The organism is Pseudoroseomonas sp. WGS1072 (assembly GCF_049340465.1).
GTDB lineage: Bacteria > Pseudomonadota > Alphaproteobacteria > Acetobacterales > Acetobacteraceae > Pseudoroseomonas.
This window is the reverse complement of the sequence record NZ_JBMPSU010000001.1, coordinates 3,702,545-3,726,663: the sequence shown is the minus strand read 5'-3', so window position 1 is coordinate 3,726,663 and position 24,119 is coordinate 3,702,545. Positions and strand designations below refer to the sequence as shown.

General features: G+C 71.2%; 22 protein-coding genes. 14 read left to right on the top strand and 8 right to left on the bottom strand.

Features of this window, described 5'->3' with window-relative positions; translation table 11 throughout:
- Positions 1-20: 20 nt before the first annotated feature.
- Positions 21-875, bottom strand: coding sequence for a transglutaminase-like domain-containing protein (locus tag ACF3NH_RS17485; RefSeq protein ID WP_422924494.1), 855 nt, complete (start codon positions 873-875; stop codon positions 21-23).
- A 196-nt stretch (positions 876-1,071) separates the two neighbouring features.
- Between ACF3NH_RS17485 and ACF3NH_RS17480 the strand changes: the two genes are divergently transcribed.
- The 3 genes from ACF3NH_RS17480 (at position 1,072) to ACF3NH_RS17470 (ending at position 4,509) form a co-directional block, all read left to right on the top strand.
- Positions 1,072-1,302, top strand: coding sequence for a hypothetical protein (locus tag ACF3NH_RS17480; RefSeq protein ID WP_198364666.1), 231 nt, complete (start codon positions 1,072-1,074; stop codon positions 1,300-1,302).
- An 84-nt stretch (positions 1,303-1,386) separates the two neighbouring features.
- Positions 1,387-3,207, top strand: coding sequence for an ATP-dependent zinc metalloprotease FtsH (gene ftsH, locus ACF3NH_RS17475; protein ID WP_422924491.1), 1,821 nt, complete (start codon positions 1,387-1,389; stop codon positions 3,205-3,207).
- A 207-nt stretch (positions 3,208-3,414) separates the two neighbouring features.
- Positions 3,415-4,509 carry a hypothetical protein gene (locus tag ACF3NH_RS17470; protein WP_422924489.1) on the top strand — a complete coding sequence of 365 codons (1,095 nt, stop codon included), beginning with the start codon at positions 3,415-3,417 and terminating at the stop codon, positions 4,507-4,509.
- A gap of 50 nt (positions 4,510-4,559) precedes the next feature.
- Here ACF3NH_RS17470 and ACF3NH_RS17465 read toward each other — a convergent pair whose 3' ends face one another.
- From ACF3NH_RS17465 to ACF3NH_RS17445, 5 genes are all read right to left on the bottom strand, one after another.
- Positions 4,560-5,240 carry a hypothetical protein gene (locus ACF3NH_RS17465; protein ID WP_422924487.1) on the bottom strand — a complete coding sequence of 227 codons (681 nt, stop codon included), beginning with the start codon at positions 5,238-5,240 and terminating at the stop codon, positions 4,560-4,562.
- Positions 5,241-5,530: 290 nt separating this feature from the next.
- On the bottom strand, positions 5,531-6,838 hold the full coding sequence (gltA, locus tag ACF3NH_RS17460) for a citrate synthase (protein WP_198364670.1): 1,308 nt from the start codon (positions 6,836-6,838) through the stop codon (positions 5,531-5,533).
- 188 nt (positions 6,839-7,026) lie between these two features.
- On the bottom strand, positions 7,027-7,593 hold the full coding sequence (locus tag ACF3NH_RS17455) for a thermonuclease family protein (protein WP_422924485.1): 567 nt from the start codon (positions 7,591-7,593) through the stop codon (positions 7,027-7,029).
- 63 nt (positions 7,594-7,656) lie between these two features.
- On the bottom strand, positions 7,657-9,147 hold the full coding sequence (locus ACF3NH_RS17450) for a CYTH and CHAD domain-containing protein (RefSeq protein WP_422924483.1): 1,491 nt from the start codon (positions 9,145-9,147) through the stop codon (positions 7,657-7,659).
- Positions 9,144-9,677 (bottom strand): SixA phosphatase family protein, encoded by a 534-nt coding sequence (locus ACF3NH_RS17445; RefSeq protein WP_198364673.1) that lies wholly within the window; start codon positions 9,675-9,677, stop codon positions 9,144-9,146. The genes ACF3NH_RS17450 and ACF3NH_RS17445 overlap by 4 nt, the downstream gene beginning before the upstream one ends.
- Before the next feature lie 108 nt (positions 9,678-9,785).
- On the opposite strand from ACF3NH_RS17445, the gene ACF3NH_RS17440 reads away from it, so the two are divergent.
- The 3 genes from ACF3NH_RS17440 to ACF3NH_RS17430 all read left to right on the top strand — a co-directional run bounded on the left by ACF3NH_RS17440 (position 9,786) and on the right by ACF3NH_RS17430 (position 13,871).
- Positions 9,786-10,409, top strand: coding sequence for a DUF6134 family protein (locus ACF3NH_RS17440; RefSeq protein WP_422924481.1), 624 nt, complete (start codon positions 9,786-9,788; stop codon positions 10,407-10,409).
- Positions 10,410-10,556: 147 nt separating this feature from the next.
- Positions 10,557-12,245: an aspartate-alanine antiporter gene (gene aspT / locus ACF3NH_RS17435; protein WP_422924479.1), complete on the top strand. Its 1,689-nt coding sequence runs from the start codon at positions 10,557-10,559 to the stop codon at positions 12,243-12,245.
- A 24-nt stretch (positions 12,246-12,269) separates the two neighbouring features.
- The gene (locus tag ACF3NH_RS17430) at positions 12,270-13,871 is read left to right on the top strand and encodes a bifunctional aspartate transaminase/aspartate 4-decarboxylase (protein WP_198364676.1); all 1,602 of its coding nucleotides are present in this window, start codon (positions 12,270-12,272) and stop codon (positions 13,869-13,871) included.
- 21 nt (positions 13,872-13,892) lie between these two features.
- On the opposite strand, the gene ACF3NH_RS17425 is transcribed toward ACF3NH_RS17430, so the two are convergent.
- A complete protein-coding gene (locus ACF3NH_RS17425) occupies positions 13,893-15,080 on the bottom strand; it encodes an alpha-hydroxy acid oxidase (RefSeq protein ID WP_198364677.1) in 1,188 nt (395 codons plus the stop codon).
- An 86-nt stretch (positions 15,081-15,166) separates the two neighbouring features.
- Here ACF3NH_RS17425 and ACF3NH_RS17420 point away from each other — a divergent pair, with 86 nt between their 5' ends.
- The 4 genes from ACF3NH_RS17420 to ACF3NH_RS17405 all read left to right on the top strand — a co-directional run bounded on the left by ACF3NH_RS17420 (position 15,167) and on the right by ACF3NH_RS17405 (position 18,325).
- A complete protein-coding gene (locus ACF3NH_RS17420; protein ID WP_422924476.1) occupies positions 15,167-15,949 on the top strand; it encodes a FadR/GntR family transcriptional regulator in 783 nt (260 codons plus the stop codon).
- Between the two features lie 115 nt (positions 15,950-16,064).
- Positions 16,065-17,027 (top strand): tyrosine-type recombinase/integrase, encoded by a 963-nt coding sequence (locus tag ACF3NH_RS17415; RefSeq protein WP_422924474.1) that lies wholly within the window; start codon positions 16,065-16,067, stop codon positions 17,025-17,027.
- Positions 17,028-17,037: 10 nt separating this feature from the next.
- On the top strand, positions 17,038-17,610 hold the full coding sequence (locus ACF3NH_RS17410; RefSeq protein WP_422924472.1) for a hypothetical protein: 573 nt from the start codon (positions 17,038-17,040) through the stop codon (positions 17,608-17,610).
- The gene (locus ACF3NH_RS17405; protein WP_422924470.1) at positions 17,600-18,325 is read left to right on the top strand and encodes a hypothetical protein; all 726 of its coding nucleotides are present in this window, start codon (positions 17,600-17,602) and stop codon (positions 18,323-18,325) included. Before ACF3NH_RS17410 ends, ACF3NH_RS17405 begins: the two co-directional genes overlap by 11 nt.
- Positions 18,326-18,360: 35 nt before the next feature.
- On the opposite strand, the gene catC is transcribed toward ACF3NH_RS17405, so the two are convergent.
- A complete protein-coding gene (gene catC / locus ACF3NH_RS17400; protein ID WP_422924468.1) occupies positions 18,361-18,639 on the bottom strand; it encodes a muconolactone Delta-isomerase in 279 nt (92 codons plus the stop codon).
- Positions 18,640-18,795: 156 nt separating this feature from the next.
- Here catC and ACF3NH_RS17395 point away from each other — a divergent pair, with 156 nt between their 5' ends.
- From ACF3NH_RS17395 to ACF3NH_RS17380, 4 genes are all read left to right on the top strand, one after another.
- On the top strand, positions 18,796-20,028 hold the full coding sequence (locus tag ACF3NH_RS17395; RefSeq protein WP_422924466.1) for an MFS transporter: 1,233 nt from the start codon (positions 18,796-18,798) through the stop codon (positions 20,026-20,028).
- The gene (locus ACF3NH_RS17390) at positions 20,025-21,332 is read left to right on the top strand and encodes an HdeD family acid-resistance protein (protein WP_422924464.1); all 1,308 of its coding nucleotides are present in this window, start codon (positions 20,025-20,027) and stop codon (positions 21,330-21,332) included. Before ACF3NH_RS17395 ends, ACF3NH_RS17390 begins: the two co-directional genes overlap by 4 nt.
- 95 nt (positions 21,333-21,427) lie before the next feature.
- Positions 21,428-22,456, top strand: a complete 1,029-nt coding sequence (locus ACF3NH_RS17385) for an Lnb N-terminal periplasmic domain-containing protein (RefSeq protein ID WP_198364685.1) — start codon at positions 21,428-21,430, stop codon at positions 22,454-22,456.
- Positions 22,457-22,885: 429 nt separating this feature from the next.
- The gene (locus tag ACF3NH_RS17380) at positions 22,886-24,115 is read left to right on the top strand and encodes an ABC transporter substrate-binding protein (protein WP_422924461.1); all 1,230 of its coding nucleotides are present in this window, start codon (positions 22,886-22,888) and stop codon (positions 24,113-24,115) included.
- Positions 24,116-24,119: the final 4 nt, after the last annotated feature.

Here is a 24,119-nt window from a genome sequence, read left to right as displayed (position 1 = left end):
CGGGCGCCCCGGGCGCGTCCTCAGAGGGAGGCGAGGCTGATCGCGGCGGTGGTCGAGGGTGCGTCGTCGGATCGGTCGAGGGCGCTGATCCAGACCTTGGGGCTGCCGCAGTCCACCGACCCATAGGGCGAGCAGAAGGCGACCTCCGCGGCGTCCCGCCCGATACCGATGCGCACCAGCCCGTCCGGCGCCGCCATGCGGGTGGCGTCGAAGAGATACCAGGCGCCGCCCTCCGGCCCTTCCAGCCAGGCCTCCATCACGGCATGGAAATCCGGCGGCGACAGCCGCCAGGCATAGGCGCTGACGAAGCGCGCCGGAATGCCGAGGGCGCGGCAGAACGCCATGGAGAGATGCGAGAAGTCCCGGCAGACCCCCTGGCGCTGCAGCAGCGTGTCGCGGGCCGAGGTGTGCTCGTCGCTGCTGCCGGGCACGTAGTCGAGCCGGTCACGGACCCAGTTGCAGATCGCCGTCACCCGCTGATGACCGGGCGGCAGGGCGCCGAACTCCTTCCGGGCGAAGGGTTCCAGCAGGTCCGATTCGACGTAGCGGCTCGGATAGAGGTGGGTCAGCACCTCGAGGGGCAGGCGAGCGGCCGGCATCTCGCCCACCGCCGCCGGGTCGACGCTCTCGGGCGCCAGCTCCACCACCGCCTCGTAGCGGAGGGTCAGGGGGCCGCGCGGGGCCTGAACCCGCAGATAGCGGTTGCCGCTCTCGGGCATCAGGAAGCGGTCCTGCGGCGCCTCGGCCGAGAGCGTCAGCCGCTCCTCCACCACCGCCTGGCGGGCGGTGCGCTGCGCCTCGATATTGAACACCAGCGGCGCGCCTTCCGCCTCCTGGACCTCGTAGCCCAACTCGCATCCCAACCTGTAGCGCATGATGATGTCCCGGCGCCTGTGATCGGCCCCGTTTGGCCGGTGCCGGCGCGAACCTTTCGCGGAGGACTAACCGTTCCGCGACCGGTTGGTTGCTGCGATGCATCATGGCAGCCCTGGAGGCCCGGCAGCCCGGGTCTTAACCATGACGAAACCTGCCGCGTCCTAGGCTGGGCCCAGCAGAAAGCGGACCCTCCCGATGACGCCAAAATGGCTGCACACCCTCACCATGTTCTGCGCCGCCGGCGCCATGCTGGCCGGCATCGCCCTGTTGGACTGGCCGGGGATCGGCCGCCTGGCCGGCGTCCTGCATCTGGAGGAACCCTTGCCGGGGTTCCTGAACACCTCCCGTCTCGCCACGGAGTGCGGGCACCCCGCCTGCCTCGGCCTCACGGCGCAGGGCGGCGTGGCCCGGCTGGGCGGCTCCTGACCGGCCGGGAGCTTTCGCGCCCGCGCCGGACGCGGCATCCTCGCGCCGGAGCCGCGGCAGGCGGCGGAACGGCAAGGTGACAGGATGAAGCCTCAGGCCCGGTTCAATATCAGCTACTGGCTGGCCGCCCTGCTGGGCATCGCCATCATCCAGTACGTGATCGCCGCCCAGCAGGCGGTGGCGCCGATTCCCTACAGCCAGTTCGAGCAGCTGCTGCGCGACGGCAAGGTGGCGCAGATCGGCATCTCGGACCGCTTCATCCAGGGCCGGCTGAAGGAACCGCTGGAGGGCGGGCAGACACGGTTCACCACGACCCGAGTCGACCCGGATTTCGCGCAGGAACTGCAGCGTTACAATGTCGAGTTCACCGGGCAGGTGGAGAGCACCTTCCTGCGCGACCTGCTCTCCTGGATCATCCCCATGGCGTTGTTCATCGGCGTCTGGATGTTCCTGTTGCGCCGCATGGGCCGCGGCATGGGCGGGCTGATGCAGGTCGGCCGCAGCAAGGCCAAGGTCTATGTCGAGACCGACACCCGCGTCCGATTCGAGGATGTGGCGGGGGTGGACGAGGCGAAGGACGAGCTGCGCGAGATCGTCGACTTCCTGCGCAATCCCCAGGAATACGGGCGCCTGGGCGGGCGGATGCCCAAGGGCGTGCTGCTGGTCGGGCCGCCCGGCACCGGCAAGACCCTGCTCGCCAAGGCCGTGGCGGGAGAGGCGAGGGTGCCCTTCTTCTCGATCTCGGGCTCCGAGTTCGTTGAGATGTTCGTGGGCGTCGGCGCCGCCCGGGTGCGCGATCTCTTCACCCAGGCCCGGGAGAAGGCGCCGGCCATCATCTTCATCGACGAGCTGGACGCCATGGGCCGTGCCCGCGGCGTCGGCGGCTTCGGCGGCGGCAATGACGAGAAGGAGCAGACGCTGAACCAGCTCCTGGTGGAACTGGACGGCTTCGATTCCTCGACTGGCCTGGTTCTGCTCGGCGCGACCAACCGGCCGGAGATCCTGGACCCGGCCCTGCTGCGCGCCGGGCGCTTCGACCGGCAGGTGCTGGTGGACCGTCCGGACAAGAAGGGGCGGATCGACATCCTGGCGGTGCATCTTCGCAAGGTGCAACTGGCGCCGGATGTGAGGCCGGAGGAGATTGCCGCGCTGACACCCGGTTTCACCGGGGCCGACCTCGCCAATCTGGTCAACGAGGCGGCGCTGCTGGCGACGCGCAGGCAGGCCGAGGCGGTCGCCATGCAGGACTTCAACAACGCCGTCGAGCGCATCATCGCCGGCCTCGAGAAGCGCAACCGCCTGCTGAACCCGCGCGAGCGGGAGATCGTCGCCTATCACGAGATGGGCCATGCCCTGGTCGCCATGGCGGTGCCGGGCTCCGACCCGGTGCACAAGGTCTCGATCATCCCGCGCGGCGTCGGCGCCCTCGGCTACACCATCCAGCGCCCGACTGAGGACCGCTTCCTGATGACGCGCGAGGAACTGGAAGGGAAGATGGCGGTGCTGCTCGGTGGCCGGGCGGCGGAGTGGATCGTCTTCGGGCACCTCTCCACCGGCGCGGCCGACGACCTGGCGCGCGTGACCGACATCGCCCGCTCGATGGTGACGCGCTACGGCATGACGGATCGCATCGGCCATGTCTCGCTGGAGAAGGACAGCCGCTCCTACCTCGCCCCCACCCTGCCCGGCATGGGCGGGACCGAGCGGAACTACTCGGACGAGACGGCGGCGGCGGTCGATGAGGAGGTGCGCGGCATCGTGCAGCAGGCCTTCGAGAAGACCCTCGCCCTGCTGGGCGAGCGCCGGGAGGTGCTCGAGCGCAGCGCGCGCCAGCTGCTGGAGAAGGAGACGCTGGACGAGGCCGACCTCCGCCGCGTCGCCGGCCCCTCGTCGCCGCCGGGGTGAGGACTGGATGCGGCGGAAGATTGCTCACTATTCAGCAATCGGGAACCCGCGGCGGCCATTTGAAGCGGAAAATCGAGTATTTATCGGAATGATTAATTATTAAGAATTAATCCAAATTATGATCCCGAGCCTCATGGCGGCGGCTATAACCTTCTAGCGGAGGTGGTGCGGTCCTTCGTCAGCACCAGCAAAAGCCGGGAAAATGCAATGTCGCCAGTCGTGGACGTCTCCGAGGACAGGATCTCTCCGGACGAATGGGATGACTTCGCCATGGCGTGCGGAGCATCGTTCCGTTGCGCCTGGCATGCCCTGTGGGCCTGGCAGCTGGATCATCATCGCCTCTTCCGCCTGCGCCGGCTGGAGATCCTGCTCGTCGAGGACGGGCGGCGGACCAAGATCGCGCAATGCGCGGTGGGGATCGGCCGGCGGCGGAGCGTCTTCGCCGATTCCCTGCAGCTCCTGCCCGGCCATGCCCAACGCTGGAGCGAGGTCATGCAGGCGGTCCTGCGGCATCTCGGCCCTGGTGCATACCATTACGGCTCGCAGTGGAATCTGGAGGCTCCGCGCGAGCCGTTGCTGCAGGCGCTGCCCGGCGTCGTCATCACGCAGGTGGAGCCCATCACCCTCGATGTGGTCGACTTCCGCCAGTGGCCGCATTGGGACGGCTATCTGCGCGAGGTCAGCAGCAATGCCAAGCGCAACGCCAAGCGGGCCCGCGAGACGCATCCCGACCTGGCGGTGAGCCTGCGGCATGGCCTGGCGTCGCTGGCCGACTGGGGCGCGCTGAACGGCCTGCGGGCGCAGCTCTCCAGCCGCAAGGCTCTGGGCCTCACGCTCCGGCGCACCCTGCCGCGCTTCCTGCTGCGCCTCGCGGCCCTTGGTCCGCGCAACTTCATCGCCATCGCCCGCGCGGGGGAGAACGGATTGGCCGGCTTCTCCGGCATCGACTTCGGCGCCAACACCTATTTCCTGGAAGCCGGTTCCGGCGCGGTCAATCAGGGGGCGTCCTGGTACCTGATGCTGGGCATGCTGGAGCGCGCCTGGCGCCGTTCGCCCCAGGGCGCCTTCATCATGGGCGCCCAGTACGAGCGGCAGGTCCGCGACGAAGGACTGGCTTTCTCCCGCCGCCAATGCCGGGTGCAACGCCTGCCGACGAGCGAGATCCTGTTCGAGTATGACGGCAGCACGAGGCTCCCGGCCCCGGTCCCGGCCCGTCCCGCCGAATCCCTGCGCGAGGTGGTGGAGGAACTGGCCCTGGCCGCCCGGATCGGGCTGGAGGGTAGCAACAACCTCCCCGCCTGAACCGGGGTCGGCGCCTCCCCGGCGGCAGGGCCGGGGGCGCTGGCCGCCGTTCACGGCAGCCGCATGAAGTTGGCCGCGCCGGAGGCCCGGGCGATCAGCGCCTGCATGGCGGGATTGCTGGCGCCATCGGCATCCGTCAGCGCATCCATCGGGCAGAAGTACTCGTGCGCCTGTGGCATCTGCGTGCGCGCGAAACCGTCATACTGCCGCGTCTTCAGGCCATAGAGCACCCGCACATCGCGTACCGGCAGCACCAGCGGCTCCTCGGGCGCCTGGCGCAACAGCTTGATGCGGCGCCAGCGCGGCAGCGGATCGTCCGCCTGCAAAGGCGCGGTCAGCCAGGCCACCGGGCAGACGGCCAGCAGGGACGTGGTGGACGGCGCAAAGCGCGAGCGCTTGTCCAGCAGATTCTGCAAGGTGGAGCAGGCCTCGATGCAAAGGATGTCGACATAGGCATCCGCCGGATCGGGGCTGAAGTGCAGCCACAACCCATCCGGCACCGTACGAAGGCGATTGGAGCCGGGCAGGCGCAGGAAGGGATGCGTCACCGTGTCAGGCTCGCCGGGACGGGCCCGCATCCAGATGCCCTTTTGCTTCAGCGAATCCAAAGCTCCTGGCGGCTTCTGGGGCCAGCCGCGCAGGCGTCGGCGCACAAGGTCATCCAGCGAGCGATGCTGGAGATCCGCCGTCATCATATCGCCCATTTCAGTAGTTCCACCCGAGATTTTCAACCTACAGGCGTATATCAGCCAATCGCGGTATTGTGATCAAGGTAAATTCATCAAAAATAAAGAGATCCCGGGAGAAAAGGTCTCAGGGAGTTCCGCCTCCAGAGGCTGGCGGCAGACCCAGTACTTCAATGATACTTCCCGTGGCGCGCGGCGGGACAATGGTTTGCCACAAGTTCTTGATATTCTACTTCATGTTGTCCTGCGGCACGAAAAAGCCCGCCACGGCGCTGCCGGGCGGGCTTATTCTGGTCATGGGCGAAGGCGGGCGGCGGGATGCCGCATCCGCGGGTTCAGCCGCGCTGTTCGACCGACACGACGTCGCGCTGCGCGGGGCCGGTGTAGATCTGCCGCGGCCGGCCGATGCGCTGCGCCGGATCCTCGATCATCTCCTTCCACTGGCTCACCCAGCCCACGGTGCGCGCCACCGCGAAGAGGACGGTGAACATGTGGGTGGGGATGCCCATCGCCTTCAGGATGATGCCCGAATAGAAATCGACGTTCGGATAGAGCTTGCGGGAGACGAAATAGTCGTCTTCCAGCGCGATCTTCTCCAGCGCCATGGCGAGATCCAGCAGCGGCTCGTCCTTGATGCCAAGCTCGGCCAGGACCTCATGGCAGGTCGCCTGCATGATCTTCGCGCGCGGGTCGAAGTTCTTGTACACGCGATGGCCGAAGCCCATCAGCTTCACGCCGGAATTCTTGTCCTTCACCTTCTCGATGAAGTCCGGGATGTTCTCGACGCTGCCGATCTCGCCCAGCATCTTGAGCACCGCCTCGTTGGCGCCGCCATGCGCGGGGCCCCAGAGCGCGGCGATGCCGGCGGCGACGCAGGCGAAGGGATTGGCGCCGGTCGAGCCCGCCAGCCGGACGGTGGAGGTGGAGGCGTTCTGCTCGTGATCGGCGTGCAGGACCAGGATGCGGTCCATCGCGCGGCTGAGGATCGGGTTCGGCTTCCATTCCTCGGCCGGCACGGCGTTCAGCATGTAGAGGAAGTTCTCCGCGTAGGAGAGATCGTTCCTCGGATACATGAAGGGCTGGCCGATCGAGTACTTGTAGGCCCAGGCGGCGATGGTCGGCACCTTGGCGATCAGGCGGAAGGCGCTGATCTCGCGCTGCGCCGGATCGTTGATGTCCAGGCTGTCGTGGTAGAAGGCGGAGAGGGCGCCGACCACGCCACAGAGGATCGCCATCGGGTGGGCGTCGCGGCGGAAGCCGTCGAAGAAGCGCCGCAGCTGCTCGTGCACCATGGTGTGCAGCGTCACGCCACGGTCGAAGTCCTTCAGCTGCTGCGCCGTCGGCAGCTCGCCGTTCAGCAGCAGGTAGGAGACCTCGAGGAAGTTCGACTTCTCGGCGAGCTGCTCGATGGGGTAGCCGCGATACAGCAGCACGCCCTCGTCGCCGTCGATGTAGGTGATCTTGCTCTCGCAGGCGGCGGTTCCGCCATAGCCCGGGTCGAAGGTGAAGACGCCCAGTTCACTGTAGAGCTTGCGGATATCGAAAACGTCCGGGCCGATCGAGCCCTGGATCAGCGGCAGGGTGGCGGACTTGTTGGATCCGTCCAGCGCGACGGTGACGGACCCTTTGGCCGTGCTGCTCATGGCGTCTTCCTCATATCGGGGGGCGCGCCGGACCGGCCGGCGGCGTCGATGGTGCGTTGCGACATTAGGCGTCGTGGTGCCGGATTGTCCATCCGGCCGGGGGCCTTGTCGCGGGTATCGCAGGCCCTCGCCGGGCGGGAGGCGGCCCTCCGCCGGCGAAGGGCCGCCGGGCCGCCCGAGGGCCGTCGTCAGGGCCGCTCGCGCCAGGCCCTGGGCGCGCCGGGCAGGTGGGACCAGAGGCCGAGCCGCGCCTGCCGCGCCGCCGCCTCCGCCGCGACCAGCCGGGTGTCGGCCCCGTCCGCCGCCAGGGCCCAGCCGGCGGCGATCAGCGTCGCGTTGGCCTCAGCGCCGCCGGCCTGGCAGACACCCAGCGCCCGCCCGAAACGGTCGCCGCCCCGCACCTGGCACGACACGTCGCGGCCGCGCAGCAGGCGGGCGAGGGCCTCGGCGGCCGCGGCGCCGCAATCGAAGCCGATACCGGCGGCCGTGCCGCAGCTTTCGCCCCGGGCCGGCGAGAGCACGCCCCGCAGCCGGAGGGCACGGTCGCCGAGGAGCAACGTGTCGCCATCGACGATCCGCAGCCGGGCCGCCGTGGCCTGCCACTGCTGCTCGCGGGGCGCGGATCCCAGGAGATGGGCGGGCAGGCCAAGTCCGGCCAGCACGAGCATGGCCAGGGCGCCCCCGCAGGCGAGTAGCGCGCCGCGCCAGCGCCGGGGCTGACGGGCGGGTCGGAAGAGGCGGCGGCGACGGGGCACGGGAGGAATCGTTAAACCACCGATAGGCGCTGTTTCAAGCGCCACACGCAGGCGTGGTCGTGTTTAGCCGCCCTGCCAGAAAGTGTCCTGCCGCTCGAAGCGGCGCCAGGCCTCCAGCGCCGCCGCCCGGCTGTCGCGGGCCGCGGCCAGGGCCCAGCCCTCCGCCAGGCCGCCGGCCCAGGCCGAAGCACCGCCGCCCTCGGCCAGCCCGGCGATCAGATGCCGTGCCGTCACGCTGTCATTCGACAGGCCCAGCGCCTCCTGGAGTTCCGAGAGCCGCTTGAGGAAGCGGCGCGCCGCCTTGCCGGGCCAGAGCGGGGCGAAGAGCTCCGCGGTGTAGCGCAGGCGCTTGGCCTCCAGCCGCAACTCATGCAGCTCGGTGTCGGACAGGGTGTCGATGTGGCGGGCGCGCCGGATCATCTTCCGGCGGCGCCGGTGCAGCAGGTGGCGCGCCTCCGGCCGCAACGGCCGTGCCGGCGCGGCATCGCTCCAGGGCGGCAGCAGGGCGAGACGCGTGGCCTGCCACATCATCCGCCGGAAGGGCGCGTCCTCCAGCATCGTCCGCAGCCTGGCATAGGCGTCCAGGCGGCGGCCCTCGGCCACGCGCAGCAGGCGGGCCCAGCGGCGATCCTGGCCCACCGCCCGGGACAGATCCGAGGCCAGGCCACGCAGGAACACGTCCATCTCCCGCGCGTCGCCGAGCGCGCGGGCGAAGTCGCGCAGGGCGGTGTCGAGCGCGCGCAATTCGGGCCCGTCCAGCAGGGGCCGGAAGGTCTTCAGGCAGGAGCGCAGCCGGCGGGCGGCGACGCGCGACTGATGCACCCCCTCCGGCCCGAGATCGGGGCGGCAGAGCGGCGCCTGCGCCAGGATGGCCTCGGCCAGATGGCCGATGGCGAGCGGCAGGGCGGCCTCGACGGTCTCCACCGCGCCCAGATCCGGCGCGCCGCGCCGTCGCGGCCGGGCCGGGCCGCCCCGGGCGAGGGCGAAGGCCTGCTCGTCCAGACTGGCGCCCGCCGGCAGCAGCGGGAGCGTTTCGGCCAGGGCCTCGACGAGGTCCAGCACCGCCGGCGCCGGCCCGGAGAAGGTCACGCCGCAGAAGGGCGCCTCGGGCGCGGTGGCGGTCGCGGCGCGCAGCCGGCCCTGGCGGAACCGCAGGGCGATGCCGCCCAGGCTGCCGCGCCCGGTGCGCCCGGCATAGCTGGCGCGGGGCAGGAGGATCGCGCCCTCCAGCGCATCCGGCACGGCCTCGGCGGGGAGGGGGTGGGGGGCACCGGCACTCAGGCCGGGGGCCGAGGGGCCTTCCGGCGGCATGAGGGGGCAGAGGTCCCGCGGGCCCCGGAGGCTGGCGCGCAAGGCCAGGCCGGCCTCCGCCAGCCGGCCCTCGGCACTGTCCAGCCAGAGCCATTCCTCCGGCACGGTGCGGGGGCGCCGCAGCCCGGCCAGGGCGGGGTGCCGCCACAAGGCCGCCGCCTGCCCGGCCGGCAGCGTGGCCTCCAGGGTCAGGGAGGGCTGGGCCGGGGGGGAGGCGGGCGCCGGCGCCGGATCGCTGGTCATCCCGCCATCTCTGGAAGGTCGTTGGGAGCGACGAAGCGCACGAGCCGCCCGCCGCCCGCCTCCAGCAGCCGCCAGGGCGCGGCGATGGCGAACTCCGCCAGCGCGCCGGTCGGATATCCTCCCGCCAGCCGCTGCGTGCCGGGAGCCTTGCCCGCCATGCCGGCCGGACCCGCCAGGGCCAGTGCCAGGTCGTGCAGGCCGGGATTGTGGCCGATCAGCAGCAGGCTGCGCGCCGTCTCCGGTGCCTCCCGCAGGGTCTCCATCAGCCGGGGCCAGGGCGCCAGGTAGAGATCGTCCATCGGCTCGACCAGCGGGCTGTCCGGCAGCGGCGAGAGGGCCTCGAGCGTCTGCAGCGTGCGCCGCGCGGAGGAGACGAGCACGATGTCCGGCGCCAGGCCGAGTTCGCGCATCACGCCGGCCATGATGGTGGCGGCGCGTCTGCCCCGCGTGTTCAGGGGCCGGGCGTGGTCCGGCAGGCTTGGATCGTCCCAGGACGACTTCGCATGCCGCAGCAGGAGCAATTGCCGCATGCGGCCAGTTTGGCACGGCACGGCCCGTCTGTCTCGGGGGGGACGGAGGACAGGCTTCCGCTTTCCGCTGGCGGTCCCATCTCTGTCCGCGGGAACGAGGGGCGAAGCATGGCGACAGGGCGACGGATGAGCGGCGGATCGGTGGGCCGGCGGGGCCTTCTGGCGGCCCTGCTGGCGCTGCCCGGCCTTTCCGCCCGCGCCGCCATCCCGCCGGCGGGCTACCGCTTCCGGGTCCTGCGGGGCGACAGCGAGATCGGCACGCATCTCGTCCGCGCCGAGCCGGACGGCACCATCCGGACCGAGGTCGCCCTCGCGGTGACGATGCTCGGCATCACCGTCTACCGCCACGCGCATGACTATTCCGAGCGCTGGCAGGGCGAACGCCTGCTGGGCTTCGCCTCCCGGACGCTGCGGAATGGCCGGGAGACGCGGCTGCGGCTGGTGGCCACGGCGGAGGGCCTCGCCGGCGAGGGGCCGGAGGGCGCGCTGCGGCTGCCGGCGGAGGCCGCGCCACTGTCCTGGTGGGAACCCGGCCGCATGGGGCGGCCCCTGTTCAACGCCCATACCGGCCGCATGCTGGACGGCGCCCCCCGGCGCGACCAGCTCGGGGCGCTGATGCGGTGGCGCTGGCCGGAGGGCGACATGGCCGCGCTCTATGATGCCGCGGGACGCTGGGTCGGTTTCACCATGCGCGGCGATGACGGCAGCGCCATCCGCTACGAGGCGTTCTGATCCGGCCATCCTGCAATCGTGATGACGTCCTCGCGGGGAGAGGGCGCATTAAACCTCGGAGCGGACAGGGCCGGCGGATCGCGCTCCCCTTGTGATGCCCGACGCGGACAGCCCACCGGCTAGACAATTTCTCCTGGAAGCATCGGCATGGCGTCCTGGCTCCACGGCCTTCTGGCCCAGTCCCCCGAGATCGCCATCTTCCTTTCGCTGGCCGGCGGCTACTGGATCGGCAAGTTCCGCTTCGGCAAGTTCCAGCTCGGCGGCGTCGCCGGCTCGCTGCTGGTGGCGGTGCTGATCAGCCAGCTCGGCGTGCATGTCGACAACGGCATCAAGGCGGTGCTCTTCGCGCTGTTCATCTACGCGGTGGGCTTCGAGAGCGGACCGCAGTTCTTCCGCTCCCTCGGCCGCCACTCGGTACGGGAAATCATCCTCGCCGCGGTGCTGGCGATCAGCGGCCTCGTCACCGTCGTCATCCTGGCGCGGATCTTCGGACTGGACAAAGGCATGGCGGCCGGACTCGCCGCCGGCGGGCTGACCCAGTCGGCGATCATCGGCACCGCCGGCGCGGCGATCGAGAAGCTGGGCCTCGCCGCCGATGAAACCCAGCGCCTGCAGGCCAATGTAGCCATCGGCTACGCCGTGACCTACATCTTCGGCTCCTTCGGCGCCATCCTGATCTGCGTCAACGCCCTCGAATGGCTGATGGGCCGCAGCATCCGCGACGACGCCATCAAGGCCGAAACCGCGTTGCTGGCGGGCGCGCCGGTCTATGGGCCAGGGGAGCAGCCCGCCATGCCGCCGCTCGTCGGGCGGCTCTATCGCATCGGCGCCTCGGCCGGGCGGAGCGTCGCCGAGCTGGAGGGCATGGCGGATGACACGGTGAGCGTCGAGCGCGTGCGGCGCGGCAATGCCCTGATCGGCCTGCAGCCGGACCTGCGGCTGGAGAAGGACGACATCGTGCTGATCGTCGGACGGAGGCCCGGCGTGGTCAGCCTGGCATCGCAGGCGGGCGACGAGGTGCAATCGGCCGAGGGCATGGATGTCATCATGCTGACGCGGGACGTCGCCGTGGCGAACCGAGCGTTCATCGGCCATACGGTGGCGGAGATCCGCGATCAGGTGGACGAGGCGGTGCGGCATGGTGTCTATGTCACCGGCCTGACGCGGGCCGGGAAGCCCGTTCCGGTGACGAAGGAGACGCGCGTCGAGGCGGGGGACGTGGCCACCCTCTATGGCTCCGCCAAGGATGTGGAACGGGCCGTGCAACTCGCCGGCACCGCCGTGGTGCCAAGCGACAAGACCGATTTCGTCTTCCACGGTCTCGGCCTCGTCGTCGGCCTGCTGATCGGCCTCCTGGTGCTGCGGATCGGCGCCGTGCCGCTGACGCTTGGCAGCGGCGGCGGCGCGCTGCTCTCGGGCCTCATCTTCGGCTGGTACCGCAGCCGGCACCTGGCCATCGGCAACATGCCCACCGCCGCGTCCACCCTGCTGCGCGACCTGGGCCTGGCCGGCTTCGTCGCCGTGGTCGGGCTGCAATCCGGGCTGCAGGCCGTCAGCACCATAGCCAGCAGCGGGCTCTCGATCTTTCTCCTGGGTGTCGTCGTCACCGTGGTGCCGCTGGTCGTCACCATGCTCGTCGGGCGCTACCTGCTGCGCTACGACAATGCGGCGATCTTCGCCGGCGCGCTGTCAGGGTCGCGCAGCGCCAATCCGGCCTTCGGCGAGGTGCTGGACAAGGCCGGCAACGCCATCCCGACCACGCCCTTCGCCATCACCTATGCCCTGGCCAATGTCTTCCTCACCCTTCTCGGGCCGCTCGTCGTCGCCTTCGCCTGAACCGCCAGCAAGGACAAGACGCCCATGACCGACTACAGCCAGTACGCCAAGCTCAGCCCGTTCGAGCTGAAGGACGAACTCATCCGGCTGGCCTCCGGGCGGGAGAACCGGCTGATGCTGAACGCCGGTCGCGGCAATCCGAACTTCCTGGCCACCCTGCCGCGGCGCGCCTTCTTCCGCCTCGGCCTCTTCGCGACGAACGAGGCGGAGCTTTCCTTCTCCTACATGCCGGATGGCGTCGGCGGCCTGCCGCAGCTGGAGGGGATCGAGGGCCGCTTCGAGCGCTTCACGGCCGAGCATCGCGACCAGCCGGGCGTGCTCTTCCTCAGCCGCGCGCTCAGCTATGTGCGCGATCAGCTCGGGCTTTCGGCCTCGGACTTCCTGCATGAGATGGTCGAGGGCGTTCTCGGCTGCAACTACCCGGTGCCGCCGCGCATGCTGCGCGTCAGCGAGGAGATCGTGCGCAACTACATCGTCAAGGAGATGGTCGGCGGCTATCTCTCGACAGGCGGCGTCGACCTCTTCGCCGTGGAGGGCGGCACCGCCGCCATGGCCTATGTCTTCCACACCCTGCAGCAGAACGGCCTGGTGCGGCGTGGCGACAAGGTGGCGATCGGCCTGCCGGTCTTCACGCCCTATATCGAGATCCCCGAACTCGCGGAGTACGGTCTCGAGGAGGTGGCGATCCACGCCGATCCCGCGCAGAACTGGCAGTATCCGGATTCCGAGCTGGAGAAGCTGAAGGACCCGGCGGTCAAGATCTTCTTCTGCGTCAACCCGAGCAATCCGCCCTCGGTGAAGATGGATGACCGCAGCCTGCAGACCGTGGCGCGCATCGTGGCGCAGGACCGGCCGGACCTCTTCATCCTGACCGATGACGTCTACGGCACCTTCGCCGACGACTTCCGCTCGCTCTTCGCGGTCTGCCCGCGCAACACCATGCTCGTCTATTCCTTCTCCAAGTATTTCGGCGCGACAGGCTGGCGGCTCGGCGTCATCGCCACGCATCGGGACAATGCGCTGGACGCGGCGCTGGCGGCCCTGCCGGAGGCCGAGAAGGCCGATCTCGTCACGCGCTATTCCTCCCTCGTGCCGGATGTCGCGGCACTCCGCTTCATCGACCGGCTCGTCGCCGATAGCCGCGCCGTGGCATTGAACCACACGGCCGGGCTCTCGACGCCGCAGCAGGTGCAGATGGTCCTCTTCTCGCTCTTCGCCCTGATGGATGAGAACGAGGGCTACAAGGCGCAGCTCAAGAAGCTGATCCGCCGCCGCGAGGCGACGCTCTACCGCGAGCTGGGGATGCCGCCGCAATCCGATCCGAACGAGGTAGGCTACTACACCCTGCTCGATCTGGAGCGTATCGCGCGGCACCTCTATGGTGAGGAGTTCGCCGCCTGGATCAAGGAGAAGGCCGGTGCCGGGGACATGCTGTTCCGCATCGCCGACCAGACGGGCATCGTGCTGCTGCCCGGACGCGGCTTCGGCGCCGACCAGCCGGCCGGTCGCGTCTCCCTCGCCAATCTCAACGAATACGAGTATGCGCGGATCGGGCGTGCCCTGCGCGGCATGGCGGAGGAGTACCACGCCGCCTTCGAGAAGGAGAAGGGCGCGCCTCCGGGCTGAAGGCGCGCCGCCGCGGCCGGTTCAGGCGTGCTCCAGCCGCGATCCGGCCGGCCGCACCACATCGCCATGGCGCGCCGCGTGCAGCACCTCCGGCGTGACGTCGCGGACATCCCGGGTGCCGGTCAGCGCCATGCTGACATCCAGCTCCTTGCGGATGATCTGCAGGGCCTGCGTCACGCCCGCCTCGCCACCCGCCGCCAGACCATAGAGCCAGGCCTTGCCGATCATGCAGCCCCTGGCGCCGAGCGCCAGCGCCTTCAGCACGTCCTGGCCCGAGCGCACGCCGCCGTCGAAGAGGATCTCGGTCTTGTCGCCCACCGCCTCGGCGATCGCCGGCAGCACGGAGATCGAGGAGGGCGCGCCGTCGAGCTGCCGTCCGCCGTGGTTGGAGACGACGATAGCATCCGCCCCGGTATCGGCGGCGATCCGCGCGTCATCGATGTCCAGCACGCCCTTCAGGATGAGCTTCCCCGGCCAGATGCTGCGGATCCAGGCGACGTCCTTCCAGGACAGCGAGGGATCGAACTGCCCGGCGATCCAGTGCGACAGGGTGGCCAGGCCCTCCTTCGCGCCCGGCGCCTCGGTCAGGTTGCCGAAGGTCTTGCGCCGGCCGCGCAGCACCTTGAGCGCCCAGGAGGGTTTCGTCATCACGTCGAGCGCGTTCCGCAGCGTCAGCTTGGGCGGCACGGCCAGGCCGTTCTTGATGTCGTTGTGCCGCTGGCCCTGGATCTGCAGGTCGAGCGTCAGCACCAGCGCCGAGCAGTTCGCGGCGATGGCGCGCTCCACCAGGGAGCGGCTGAAGCCCCGGTCGCGCATGACGTAGAGCTGGAACCAGAAGGGCAGCTTGGTCGCCTCCCAGACATCCTCGATCGAGCAGATCGACATGGTCGAGAGGGTGAAGGGGACGCCGAAGGCATGCGCCGCGCGGCGGCCGAGGATCTCGCCATCGGCGTGGAACAGCCCGGTCAGCCCGGTCGGCGCGATGGCCACCGGCATGGAGACCGGCTCGCCCAGCATGGTCGAGGCCAGGTTGCGCTCGGAGACATCGATCATGACCCGCTGGCGCAGCTTCAGCGCCGCCAGATCCTCGCGGTTGGCGCGGTAGGTCGCCTCGTCGTAGGAGCCGCGGTCGGCGTAGTCGAAGATGGCGCGCGGGATGCGGCGGCGGGCGATCCGGCGCAGATCCTCGATATTGGTGACGGTCGGCATGGCGCATCCTCCGGCGGCGGGTCGGTGGCCGGCATTGTCACCCGCACCGCGCTCTTGGTAAAGTCTTTTGACCAGGAGGAGGGAGCATGCCCGACCCGACCCGACCGCCGCCCATCCGACCACAGCCCCTGGCCGGCGCCGTGGCCAGCCATCTGGAGACGCTGATCCTGGAGGGCGTGCTGCGTCCCGGCGAGCGCCTGGCACCGGAGCGCGAGCTGGCGGAGGCCCTCGGCGTCTCGCGCCCTTCGCTGCGCGAGGCGCTGGCGCAGCTGGAGAACAGGGGCCTGCTGACCGGCTCGCGCGCCGGCACGCAGGTGGCGGATTTCCTGGCGCCGCTGAGCGGACCCCTGGCCACGCTCTTCGGCCAGAGCCCGCGGATCGCCCGGGACTACTTCGAGTATCGCAGGCTGATGGAGCCGGAGGCGGCGGCCCTGGCGGCGCGGCGCATTACGGACCCCGAGCGCGTGGCGCTGCGCGAGGCCCTGGCCGCGATGGAGGCGGCGCACCGGCGCGCCGTGCCGGCGGAGGAGGCGGAGGCCGATCTGCGGCTGCACCGGCTGTTGCACGAGGCCAGCCACAACCTGGTGCTGCTGCATGTCCTGCGCGTCCTGGCCGATCTGCTGCGGCGGGGCATCCTGGTCAGCCACGAGCAGTACTGGCGGCGCGACGATCTGCGCGGCGCGATCCTGGCGCAGCATCTGGGAATCGGGGAGGCGGTGCTGGCCGGAGACGCGGCGGCGGCGGCGGAGGCCATGCGCGGCCATATCGACTTCACCGAATCGGCCTTCCAGGCCTTCCGCGCCGGTGAGGAGAGGCTGGCGGAGAGCCTTCGCATGCGGGATCGGCGCGGGCTGGTGGCGGAGGATTAGCCAAGGCCGCCGCCGCTTTGTTCCGGCGCCGGCTGACCCTACACTGCGAGACCGCGTCATCGGTCGGGCGGAGGTGGGGGATATGGCGGAACGACGGCCGGGTGGAGCGGAGGTGATGGACGAGGCCACCGCGCGGCTGCTGGTCGGGCCGGTCGGCGAGGCCATGGCCGAGGCGGCCCGCTATGCCGGGCAGGCCCTCTCCGCCAACACCCTCCGGGCCTATGCCAGCGACTGGCGCGCCTTCCAGGCCTGGTGCGAGGCCGGCGGCGCTCGCGCCCTGCCGGCGGCGCCGGTGGTGGTGGCCGGCCATCTCGCCAGCCTGGCCGGCCGCGTCGGGCGCAGCGCGCTCTGGCGTCGGCTGGCCGCGATCGGTCACATGCACCGCCAGGCCGGCGAGCCCTGGGACCAGCGGCATCCGGCCATCCGCGCCACGCTGCGCGGCATCCTCGGCCAGCATGGCGTGGCGGCGCGGCCGGCGGCGGCGCTGACCTCGGCCGAGGTGAAGCGCCTGCTGAACGCCTGCGGCACCGACATGGCGGGCCTGCGCGACCGGGCGCTGCTGCTGGTCGGTTTCGCCGGCGCGCTGCGCCGCTCCGAGATCACCGGCATCGACCGCGAGCATCTTCGCTTCACCGCCGAGGGCATGACGGTCGGGATTCCACGCGCCAAGGGGGACCAGGAAGGCGAGGGGGCGCGCGTCGGCATCCCGCGCGGGCTCAACCCGCTCACCTGCCCGGTGCGGGCGATGGAGACCTGGCTGCAGCGGGCGCGCATCGAATGGGGGGCGGTGTTTCCCAGCCTGACGCGGGGCGGGCGGCCGCGCGGCCGGCTGAGGCCCGCCGGGGTCTGGTTCATCCTGCGCCGCCGGGCCGAGCGCGCCGGACTGGCCGTGGATGCCGCCGAGCGCCTGTCGCCGCACGGGCTGCGCGCCGGCTGCATCACCGAGGCCTATCTGCGCGGCGCGCTGGACGAGCAGGTGATGCACCATGCCCGGCAGAAGAGCATCGCCACCACCCAGGCCTATCGCCGCCGCGCCCGCATCACCCGCGACAGCCCCGCCCGCCTGCTCGACCTGTGAGGGCCGCCGCATGATCCCGGAGCGGACCGACTGGCTGCGCCACAGCCTCACCGTCACCGGCGCCACGGCGGAGGTGGCGCGGTTCCGTGCCGCGGCGGCAGGGCCGGGGATCATTCCCTGGCGGCGCGACCTGGCGCGGCTGGAGGAGGAATGGTTCCTCGGCCTGGCCGCGCCGCCGGAGGGCGAGCGGGCCATCAGCCTGCGGGGAGCGCGGCTGCTGGCGCGCCGGCTGCGCGACGCCGTGGCCCTGCACGAGGCCCGGGCGCAGGCGCGCGCCATGGCGGAGGATCGTGCCTGTCCCTTCGACCTGCACCGCCTTCTGCCGGTGCCGGCGTCGCTGCTGGCTCTCGGCCCGGACGAGGCGGAGAGCCGGGACTGGCTCTGGCGGCACTGGGGCACCGGCCGCGCCGTGCGGCAGGTGCACGAACTGCCCGTGACGCGGGACCGCCGGTTGCGGCGGACGGACCGTTGGGTCGTGGCCTTCTGGTCGGCCGACTGGTCGCCCTGGCCGGCCCTGCTGCGGCTGCGGCGCGGCTGGCCGGCCCTGCGCCTCGATCTGGCGCCGCATTACGATGACGGCTGACACCGCCCCGCCGCCCGCCATGCCCTGGACTGAGGAGGCGGATCCGGCGGAGCGGCCGGAGCTTCTCACCGAGCTGGGGCGGCTGCCGCTGCTGCCGCTGCTGGAGGCGCTGGCCTCGGCCCTGGCGGCGCGGCGAGCGCCGCTGGAACGCCAGGGCGACTGGGTGTTGCTGGCGAGCGAGCTGGTGCTGCTGCGGTCGCGGCCTCCGCCACCCCGTCGGGCCGGCGGGGCGGCGGAGGCCGCGGCGCGGCACCGGCTGGAACGGCGCGGGGCGCTGCCCCCGGCCCGGGCCGCCGCGGACTGGCTGGCCGCCCGGCCGCAGCTCGGGCAGGCGGTCTGGGGCCACGGGGCACCGCCGCGCGAGGCGGCGGCCGAGAGCCCGGCGGAGCGGCAGCTCGCCTTCTGGGAGGCGTTGCTGGCCGTGCTGGAGCCGCGCCCTGCCGAAGTCATGCCGGACGCCGGACCGCCGGCGGCCCCTCCCGTCCGGCGGGCGTCACGGGCCCTGGCCCGGCTGCGGCGGAGGATGGCCGGTGCCCCGGTGCCCTGCCAGCTCCAGGACGCCCTGCCGCCGCTCGGGGAAGGCGCGGGCGCACGGTCCGTCCGCCTGGCGCTGGCCGACACCTTCCTGGCCGGCCTCGAGCTGGGCCGGGAAGGGGTGCTGCGGCTGGAGCAGTCCACCCCCTTCGGGCCGATCCTGCTGCATCCGGCGGGCTGAACGGCCCAGGCCTCCGCCTCGCCCCCTCCGGGCGTTCAGTCGATGGCCGAAGGGTGCCGCGCGAGGGGCGTGACGGTGATCTCCATGAAGGGAAAGAGCGGCAGGGCGGAGAGGATGCCGTGCAGCTCGTCATGATCCGCCACGTCGAAGACGCTGATATTGGCGTAGCGGCCGGCGACGCGCCAGAGATGCCGCCACCTGCCATCGCGTTGCAACGCCTGCGCCACGGTCTTCTCCTCGGCCTTCAGCCGCTCGAAGGCCTCGCGGTCCATATCCGGCGGAACGCGCACATCCATCTGCACACAATAGAGCATGTCCAGTCCTTTCTCCCTGTTCGCCGCCCGGGCGTCGTCCCGGGTTCCGCCCGGAAACGGCGCGGTCCTGCAATCGGAGGTGGCATTCCGCTTGCCGGACACCGCGCTTCCATCTAGCTCGGAAACTGTCGCCCTGCAGCTTCGGAGCAATGCGGAATGGCCGTCGGACCGCCAGATTGTCCCAGTTCGCCGGCCGCCGGAAGGCAGGCCCGGACAGCGGCGGGGGAGGCCGGCCCGGCGGGGTCCCGCCGCCGCTCCCTCATCGCCGTCATCGGCGCCGCCACCATCTTCGGCCTGACCTACAGCCTGACCGCGCCGCTGGTGGCGCTGAACCTGGCCGAGCGGGGGCTGGGCGAGACGATGATCGGGCTGAACGCCGCCATGCACGCCGTGGGGGTGCTGCTGGTGGCGCCCATCCTGCCGCGGCTCGCCGGGCGGTTCGGGGCGCGGCCGCTGATCCTCTTCGCGCTGCTGCTGACGGCGGTCCTGCTGCCGCTGTTTCCCGCGCTGCCGCTCGTGGCGGTGTGGTTCCTGCTGCGCATCGGCCTCGGCATCGGCGCCGAGATCCTGTTCGTGCTGACCGAGAGCTGGACCAGCGAACTGGCCGACGACGCCACGCGCGGGCGCGTCATGGCGACCTATACCGCGCTGCTGTCGCTGGGCTTCGCCGGCGGGCCGCTGATCCTCTCCGTCACCGGGCCGGACGGGGTGCTGCCCTTCGCGGCCGGCGCCGCGGTGGCGCTGCTGGCGCTGCTGCTGATGCTGCTGCCCGGACTGCGGCAGCCGGCGATGCGGGCGCATGGGCATGGCAATCTGTGGCGCGCCATGCGGCTCGCGCCCGTGGCGATGTCCACCACCGCGCTGAATGCCGGGGTGGAGACCGCCGGCCTCTCCTTCCTCACCCTCTATGCCGTGCGGCTGGGCTGGGAGGAGCAGGCGGGGACGCATCTGATCACGACGCTGATGGTGGGCGCCATCCTGCTGCAACTGCCGGTCGGCTGGCTGTGCGACAAGATGGACCGGCGGCGGCTGATGCTCGGCCTCGGCGCCGTGTCGGCCGCCGGCGCCCTCGCCTGGCCGCTGATGCTGAGCCATGACTGGGTGGCCTATCCGGCGCTGTTCCTGTGGGGTGGGGCGTTCGTCGGCATCTACACCACCATGCTGGCGGTCATCGGCGCGCGCTTCCGCGGCACCGATCTCGTCGGGGTCTATGCCGCGATGGGGCTGCTCTGGGGCGGCGGAGCGCTGCTGGGGCCAAGCCTGGCCGGGCTCGCGCTCGACCTCACCCGGCACGGGCTGCCCCTGTTCGTGGCGCTCGCCTGCGGCCTGTTCACCCTGTTCCTGCTGTTCTGCCGCGAGCCCGGCCGGCCGGAGCGCGGCGCGCCATGATCCGCATCATGCTGCTGCTGCTGGGGCAGGAGGTGATCCGGCGGCGCTGGTGGGTCCTGCTGGCCACCGGGCTGCTCTGGGGCGGTGTCGGGACCTTCCTGCTGATCGATGCGCTGGACGGGCGGACCCTCATCCCGCCGCGCTTCTTCGGCTGGTTCATCCTGCCCGAGGCCGCGCTCAGCCTGCTCGCCGCCCTCGGCAGCCATGGAACGGCGCGGCGGCTGCGTTTGGTCAAAGGGCTGGCGCTGCTCGGCATCGCCCTGCTGCTGCTCAGCGGGTATCACCGTGCCAACTTCATCCTGGCGCTGATCCTCGGCGCCGGCTTCCTCATCGACGGCGGGCTGCGCATCGCCAGCGCGCATGTGGTGCGCTTCAGCGGCTGGCGCGGGGCGCTGGCCGTCGGCGTGTTCGAGATCCTGCTCGCCATCTGGACGCTGCAGCCCTGGCCCACCTGGTACGAGGCGACGGTGGGCTGCAATGTCGGTCTGATCATGGCGGTGACCGGCTTCGGCATGGTGCATCTCGCCCTGCGGCTGCGGCGGCTGCCGCCGGGGGCCTCGATCACCGCCCTGTTCTCGCGCAATCCGCTGGCGCGGATGCTCCTGCCGCTGGCCCCGGAAGGGACAGGGACAGGGACAGGGACAGGGGACATCCCGCCCGGCAGCCTGGTCGTGCATGTCTGGACGCCGACCGGCACGGTCAGCACGCCGCTGCGCCAGCGCGCCGTCAACCGCTACATCGCCGCCGTGGACGCGCAGGGCGTCATCTCCACCGGCCACGCGGCGCTGGAACTGGCACCCGATCTCTACATCAGCCACTACCCGGCGGTGGAGATCGACCGCTCCGGCGCCGACTTCGCCCGCGTCCTGCGGGCCACCGCCGACAATGACGTGCCGGGCCGCTTCCAGCCCAGCTATGCCGAGGAGGCGGCCGGCTGGTGCCCCTCCACCGTGCAGGTGGCGTTCCGGGATTTCGATGCGCGGCGGCTGCGCGGCTTCTGGGCGCGGTACCGGCAGGACCCGACCTACAACCTGACCAGCCGCAACTGTTCCAGCGCCGTCGCCGCCGCGCTGGATGCCGCGCTGGAGGGCGCCTTCGTCAGGCGGCGCCGACCGGTGCTCTCGGCGCTCGGTGCCATCACCAACCCCGAACTCTGGGCCGCCGGGCTGATCCGCCAGCGGGCCGAGAGCATGGCCTGGACGCCGGGGCTGGTGCTCGACTACGCCCGCGCCATGAGCGCGGTGGTGCACCCGCCCGAGACGCTCTGGCACCGGCTGCTGCGGCCGAAGGGACAGGCCCTGTGAGGCGGGGGCCGGGCCTCCGCCGCGCCGGTCCTGCGGGGCTCCCGGCGGGCCCGCCCCTCGCCGGGCGGCTGCGCTGAGGGCGGCGGGGAGGGGGCATGGTCCTCGCGGGCTGCCTGCTGGCCCTGCTGTCGCTGGTCTGGGCCTGCCCGGCGCTGGCCATCCGCGGCCCCGCCGCCGCGCCAGGCTGGCGCCGGGCGATGGCGCTGGGCTGGCTCGGGCTGGGGCTGACCGCGGTGGCCGCCGCCTGGGCCGGCGTGCCCGGGCCCGCGCTCGGCGGCTATGCGCTGGGCTTCGCCGCGCTGCTGCTCTGGTGGTTCACGCTGCGCCCGAGCCATGACCGTGTCTGGGCCGAAGACGTGGCGCGGCTGCTCCGCGCCGAGCGGGCGGGCGAGAGGGTGACACTGCACAACCTGCGCAACTTCACCTGGCGCTCGGCCGCGGATTTCACGCCCCGCTGGGAGAGCCGGAGCTACGATCTCGACGGGCTGGTCAGCGTCGATGCCGTCCTGTCCTACTGGATGGGTCCGGCCATCGCGCACACCCTGGTCTCCTTCGGCTTCCGGGACGGGCGGCACGTCGTTTTCTCCATCGAGATCCGGCGCAAGCGGGGCGAGGCCTTCCATGCGCTGGGCGGGCTGTTCCGGCAGTTCGAGGCCTGCCTGGTGGCGGCCGATGAGCGGGATATCCTGGCGCTCAGGACCAATGCGCGGGGCGAGGACGTTTATCTCTACCGCGTCCTGATGCCACGCGCGGCGATGCGCTCGCTGTTCCTCGCCTATCTCGACACGGCGCGGGCGATCGAGGCGCGGCCGCGCTTCTACAACACGCTGACCGCCAACTGCACGACCATGGTGTATGAGATGGTCCGCCGCATCATCCGGGGCCTGCCGCTCGACTGGCGGCTGCTGTGCTCCGGCTATCTGCCGGACTACCTGCACGCGGTGGGCGGATTGACGCCGGGCCACACGGTGGCGGAGCTGCGGCGCCGCGGGTGCATCACCAGGCGGGCGCGGCGGGCCGGGGAAGCGGAGGATTTCTCCGCCCGCATCCGGCAGGACGTGCCGGGCTATGACGCGGCGGGTACCCCGCTGCCCCTCGGAACGGAAGCCCCCTCAGGGCACTGAGGCCCGGCCGGAAATCGCCCGACAATCTTCCATTTCTTTTGTCAGGAATCCGGGCTGATAACCCCGAATTTAATCTAGGAAATTGATAAAGTTGAATTTCTTATGCGGCAACATTGTCCGATCATGGCTGATGGCGCAAATATTGTCATATTGACGGTCTTCAGGGTGGCGGACTAGGCTCGCCGCAATCCGGAAGGAAGACACCATGTCCAGGCACACGGCCTGGCCGGAGCCATGCTCTCCGGCCCGTTCAGCGGATTTCCCGTCCGCCTGAACCCCGCCTTTCATGTCCGGACCGCGCCGTTGCGCCGGCCGCGTCGGGCAGGGGAAGAGGTCGGGACGCCCTGGACAGCGGGCTCTCTTCACTGAGGATCAGCAGCGCGTGTGATGCAGGAACCGGCGCCAAGTCCGGTCTGGAGGAAGACGTCCATGACGACCATCACCCGGCGGGGCCTGCTCGGCACCGCCCTGGCCATGCCCGCCATCGTTCATGGCACGGCGCGGGCTCAATCGGCGCCCATCAGGCTCGCCCTGCTGGCGCCGCTCTCCGGCCCCTTCGCGCGGCAGGGCGAGCTGATGCGCACCGGCGCCACCCTGGCCGTCGAGGACGTGAACCGCAATGGCGGCATCAAGGCGCTGGGCGGCGCGACGCTGGAGCTGGTGATCGCCGATGCCGGCGCCAACGTCGAGCAGGTGACCTCGGCGGCGCAGCGCCTGGCGGCGGACCGCGAGCTGCTGGCCGGCATGGGCGCCTGGGCCTCCTCCTTCACCCTGGCCGCGACCGAGGTGACGGAGCGCGCCAAGCTGCCCTGGATCACCCTCTCCTGGGCGGACACCATCACCGCCCGCGGTTTCCACTACGTCCTCGCCTCCTCGCCGCCGTCCAGCCGGATCATCCCGGCGGCGCTGGAGCCGCTGCTGGCCCTGGCCGGCAAGGTCGCCGGCAAGAAGCCGTCGACCATCGCCTGCATCAATGACGACACGGCGGTCAACCAGGCCAACATGAAGCCGCTGCGCGAGGGCGGCTTCGAGAAGCTCGGCCTGAAGACGGTGATGGACGAGAACTTCAGCGTTCCGCTCTCGGACGCCACGCCGCTGATCCAGCGCCTGCGCCGCGCGCGGCCGGACCTCGTGCTGCTCGGCACCACCGCCACCTCGGATTCCCGCCTGCTGCTGCAGACGCTGACCGAGTTCGGCCTCGGCCAGGGCAAGGTGCCGGTGATCGCGCCCTCGGCCAATTTCGGTACGCCCGAGATGCTGAAGAACATGGGCGCCAACTACCTGGAAGGCGTCATCGGCGTCGCCGGCAACTGGACCTCGAAGCGGCAGGCGGCGCTCAACGCCGACCTGATGAAGCGCTCGGGCGAGCCCTGGCTGATCCAGGACACGCTCTCGCTCTACGGCCATGTGGCGCTCATCGCCGATGCGCTGGAGCGCGCCGGCAAGGCGGACCGCGACGCGCTGATGGCGGCGCTGCTGGCGACCGACACGACCGGGGGCCCGGCGAGGTTCTTCCTGGGCGAGCGGCTGCGCTTCGAGAAGAACGGTCGCCGCGCCGATGCCGTGCCGGCCGTCTTCCAGTGGAAGAACGGCAAGCCTCTGACCGTGCTGCCCGAGGCGGATGCCGAGGCGGAACTGTCCTGGCCGCGGCCGGGCTGAGCGA

Excerpts from the sequence above, each read along its gene's own strand:
- ACF3NH_RS17485 (WP_422924494.1), bottom strand. The coding sequence starts at position 875 with ATGCGCTACAGGTTGGGATGCGAGTTGGGCTACGAGGTCCAGGAGGCG.
- ACF3NH_RS17480 (WP_198364666.1), top strand. The coding sequence starts at position 1,072 with ATGACGCCAAAATGGCTGCACACCCTCACCATGTTCTGCGCCGCCGGC.
- ftsH (WP_422924491.1), top strand. The coding sequence starts at position 1,387 with ATGAAGCCTCAGGCCCGGTTCAATATCAGCTACTGGCTGGCCGCCCTG.
- ACF3NH_RS17470 (WP_422924489.1), top strand. The coding sequence starts at position 3,415 with ATGTCGCCAGTCGTGGACGTCTCCGAGGACAGGATCTCTCCGGACGAA.
- gltA (WP_198364670.1), bottom strand. The coding sequence starts at position 6,838 with ATGAGCAGCACGGCCAAAGGGTCCGTCACCGTCGCGCTGGACGGATCC.
- ACF3NH_RS17450 (WP_422924483.1), bottom strand. The coding sequence starts at position 9,147 with ATGACCAGCGATCCGGCGCCGGCGCCCGCCTCCCCCCCGGCCCAGCCC.
- ACF3NH_RS17445 (WP_198364673.1), bottom strand. The coding sequence starts at position 9,677 with ATGCGGCAATTGCTCCTGCTGCGGCATGCGAAGTCGTCCTGGGACGAT.
- ACF3NH_RS17440 (WP_422924481.1), top strand. The coding sequence starts at position 9,786 with ATGGCGACAGGGCGACGGATGAGCGGCGGATCGGTGGGCCGGCGGGGC.
- aspT (WP_422924479.1), top strand. The coding sequence starts at position 10,557 with ATGGCGTCCTGGCTCCACGGCCTTCTGGCCCAGTCCCCCGAGATCGCC.
- ACF3NH_RS17430 (WP_198364676.1), top strand. The coding sequence starts at position 12,270 with ATGACCGACTACAGCCAGTACGCCAAGCTCAGCCCGTTCGAGCTGAAG.
- ACF3NH_RS17425 (WP_198364677.1), bottom strand. The coding sequence starts at position 15,080 with ATGCCGACCGTCACCAATATCGAGGATCTGCGCCGGATCGCCCGCCGC.
- ACF3NH_RS17420 (WP_422924476.1), top strand. The coding sequence starts at position 15,167 with ATGCCCGACCCGACCCGACCGCCGCCCATCCGACCACAGCCCCTGGCC.
- ACF3NH_RS17415 (WP_422924474.1), top strand. The coding sequence starts at position 16,065 with ATGGACGAGGCCACCGCGCGGCTGCTGGTCGGGCCGGTCGGCGAGGCC.
- ACF3NH_RS17410 (WP_422924472.1), top strand. The coding sequence starts at position 17,038 with ATGATCCCGGAGCGGACCGACTGGCTGCGCCACAGCCTCACCGTCACC.
- ACF3NH_RS17405 (WP_422924470.1), top strand. The coding sequence starts at position 17,600 with ATGACGGCTGACACCGCCCCGCCGCCCGCCATGCCCTGGACTGAGGAG.
- catC (WP_422924468.1), bottom strand. The coding sequence starts at position 18,639 with ATGCTCTATTGTGTGCAGATGGATGTGCGCGTTCCGCCGGATATGGAC.
- ACF3NH_RS17395 (WP_422924466.1), top strand. The coding sequence starts at position 18,796 with ATGGCCGTCGGACCGCCAGATTGTCCCAGTTCGCCGGCCGCCGGAAGG.
- ACF3NH_RS17390 (WP_422924464.1), top strand. The coding sequence starts at position 20,025 with ATGATCCGCATCATGCTGCTGCTGCTGGGGCAGGAGGTGATCCGGCGG.
- ACF3NH_RS17385 (WP_198364685.1), top strand. The coding sequence starts at position 21,428 with ATGGTCCTCGCGGGCTGCCTGCTGGCCCTGCTGTCGCTGGTCTGGGCC.
- ACF3NH_RS17380 (WP_422924461.1), top strand. The coding sequence starts at position 22,886 with ATGACGACCATCACCCGGCGGGGCCTGCTCGGCACCGCCCTGGCCATG.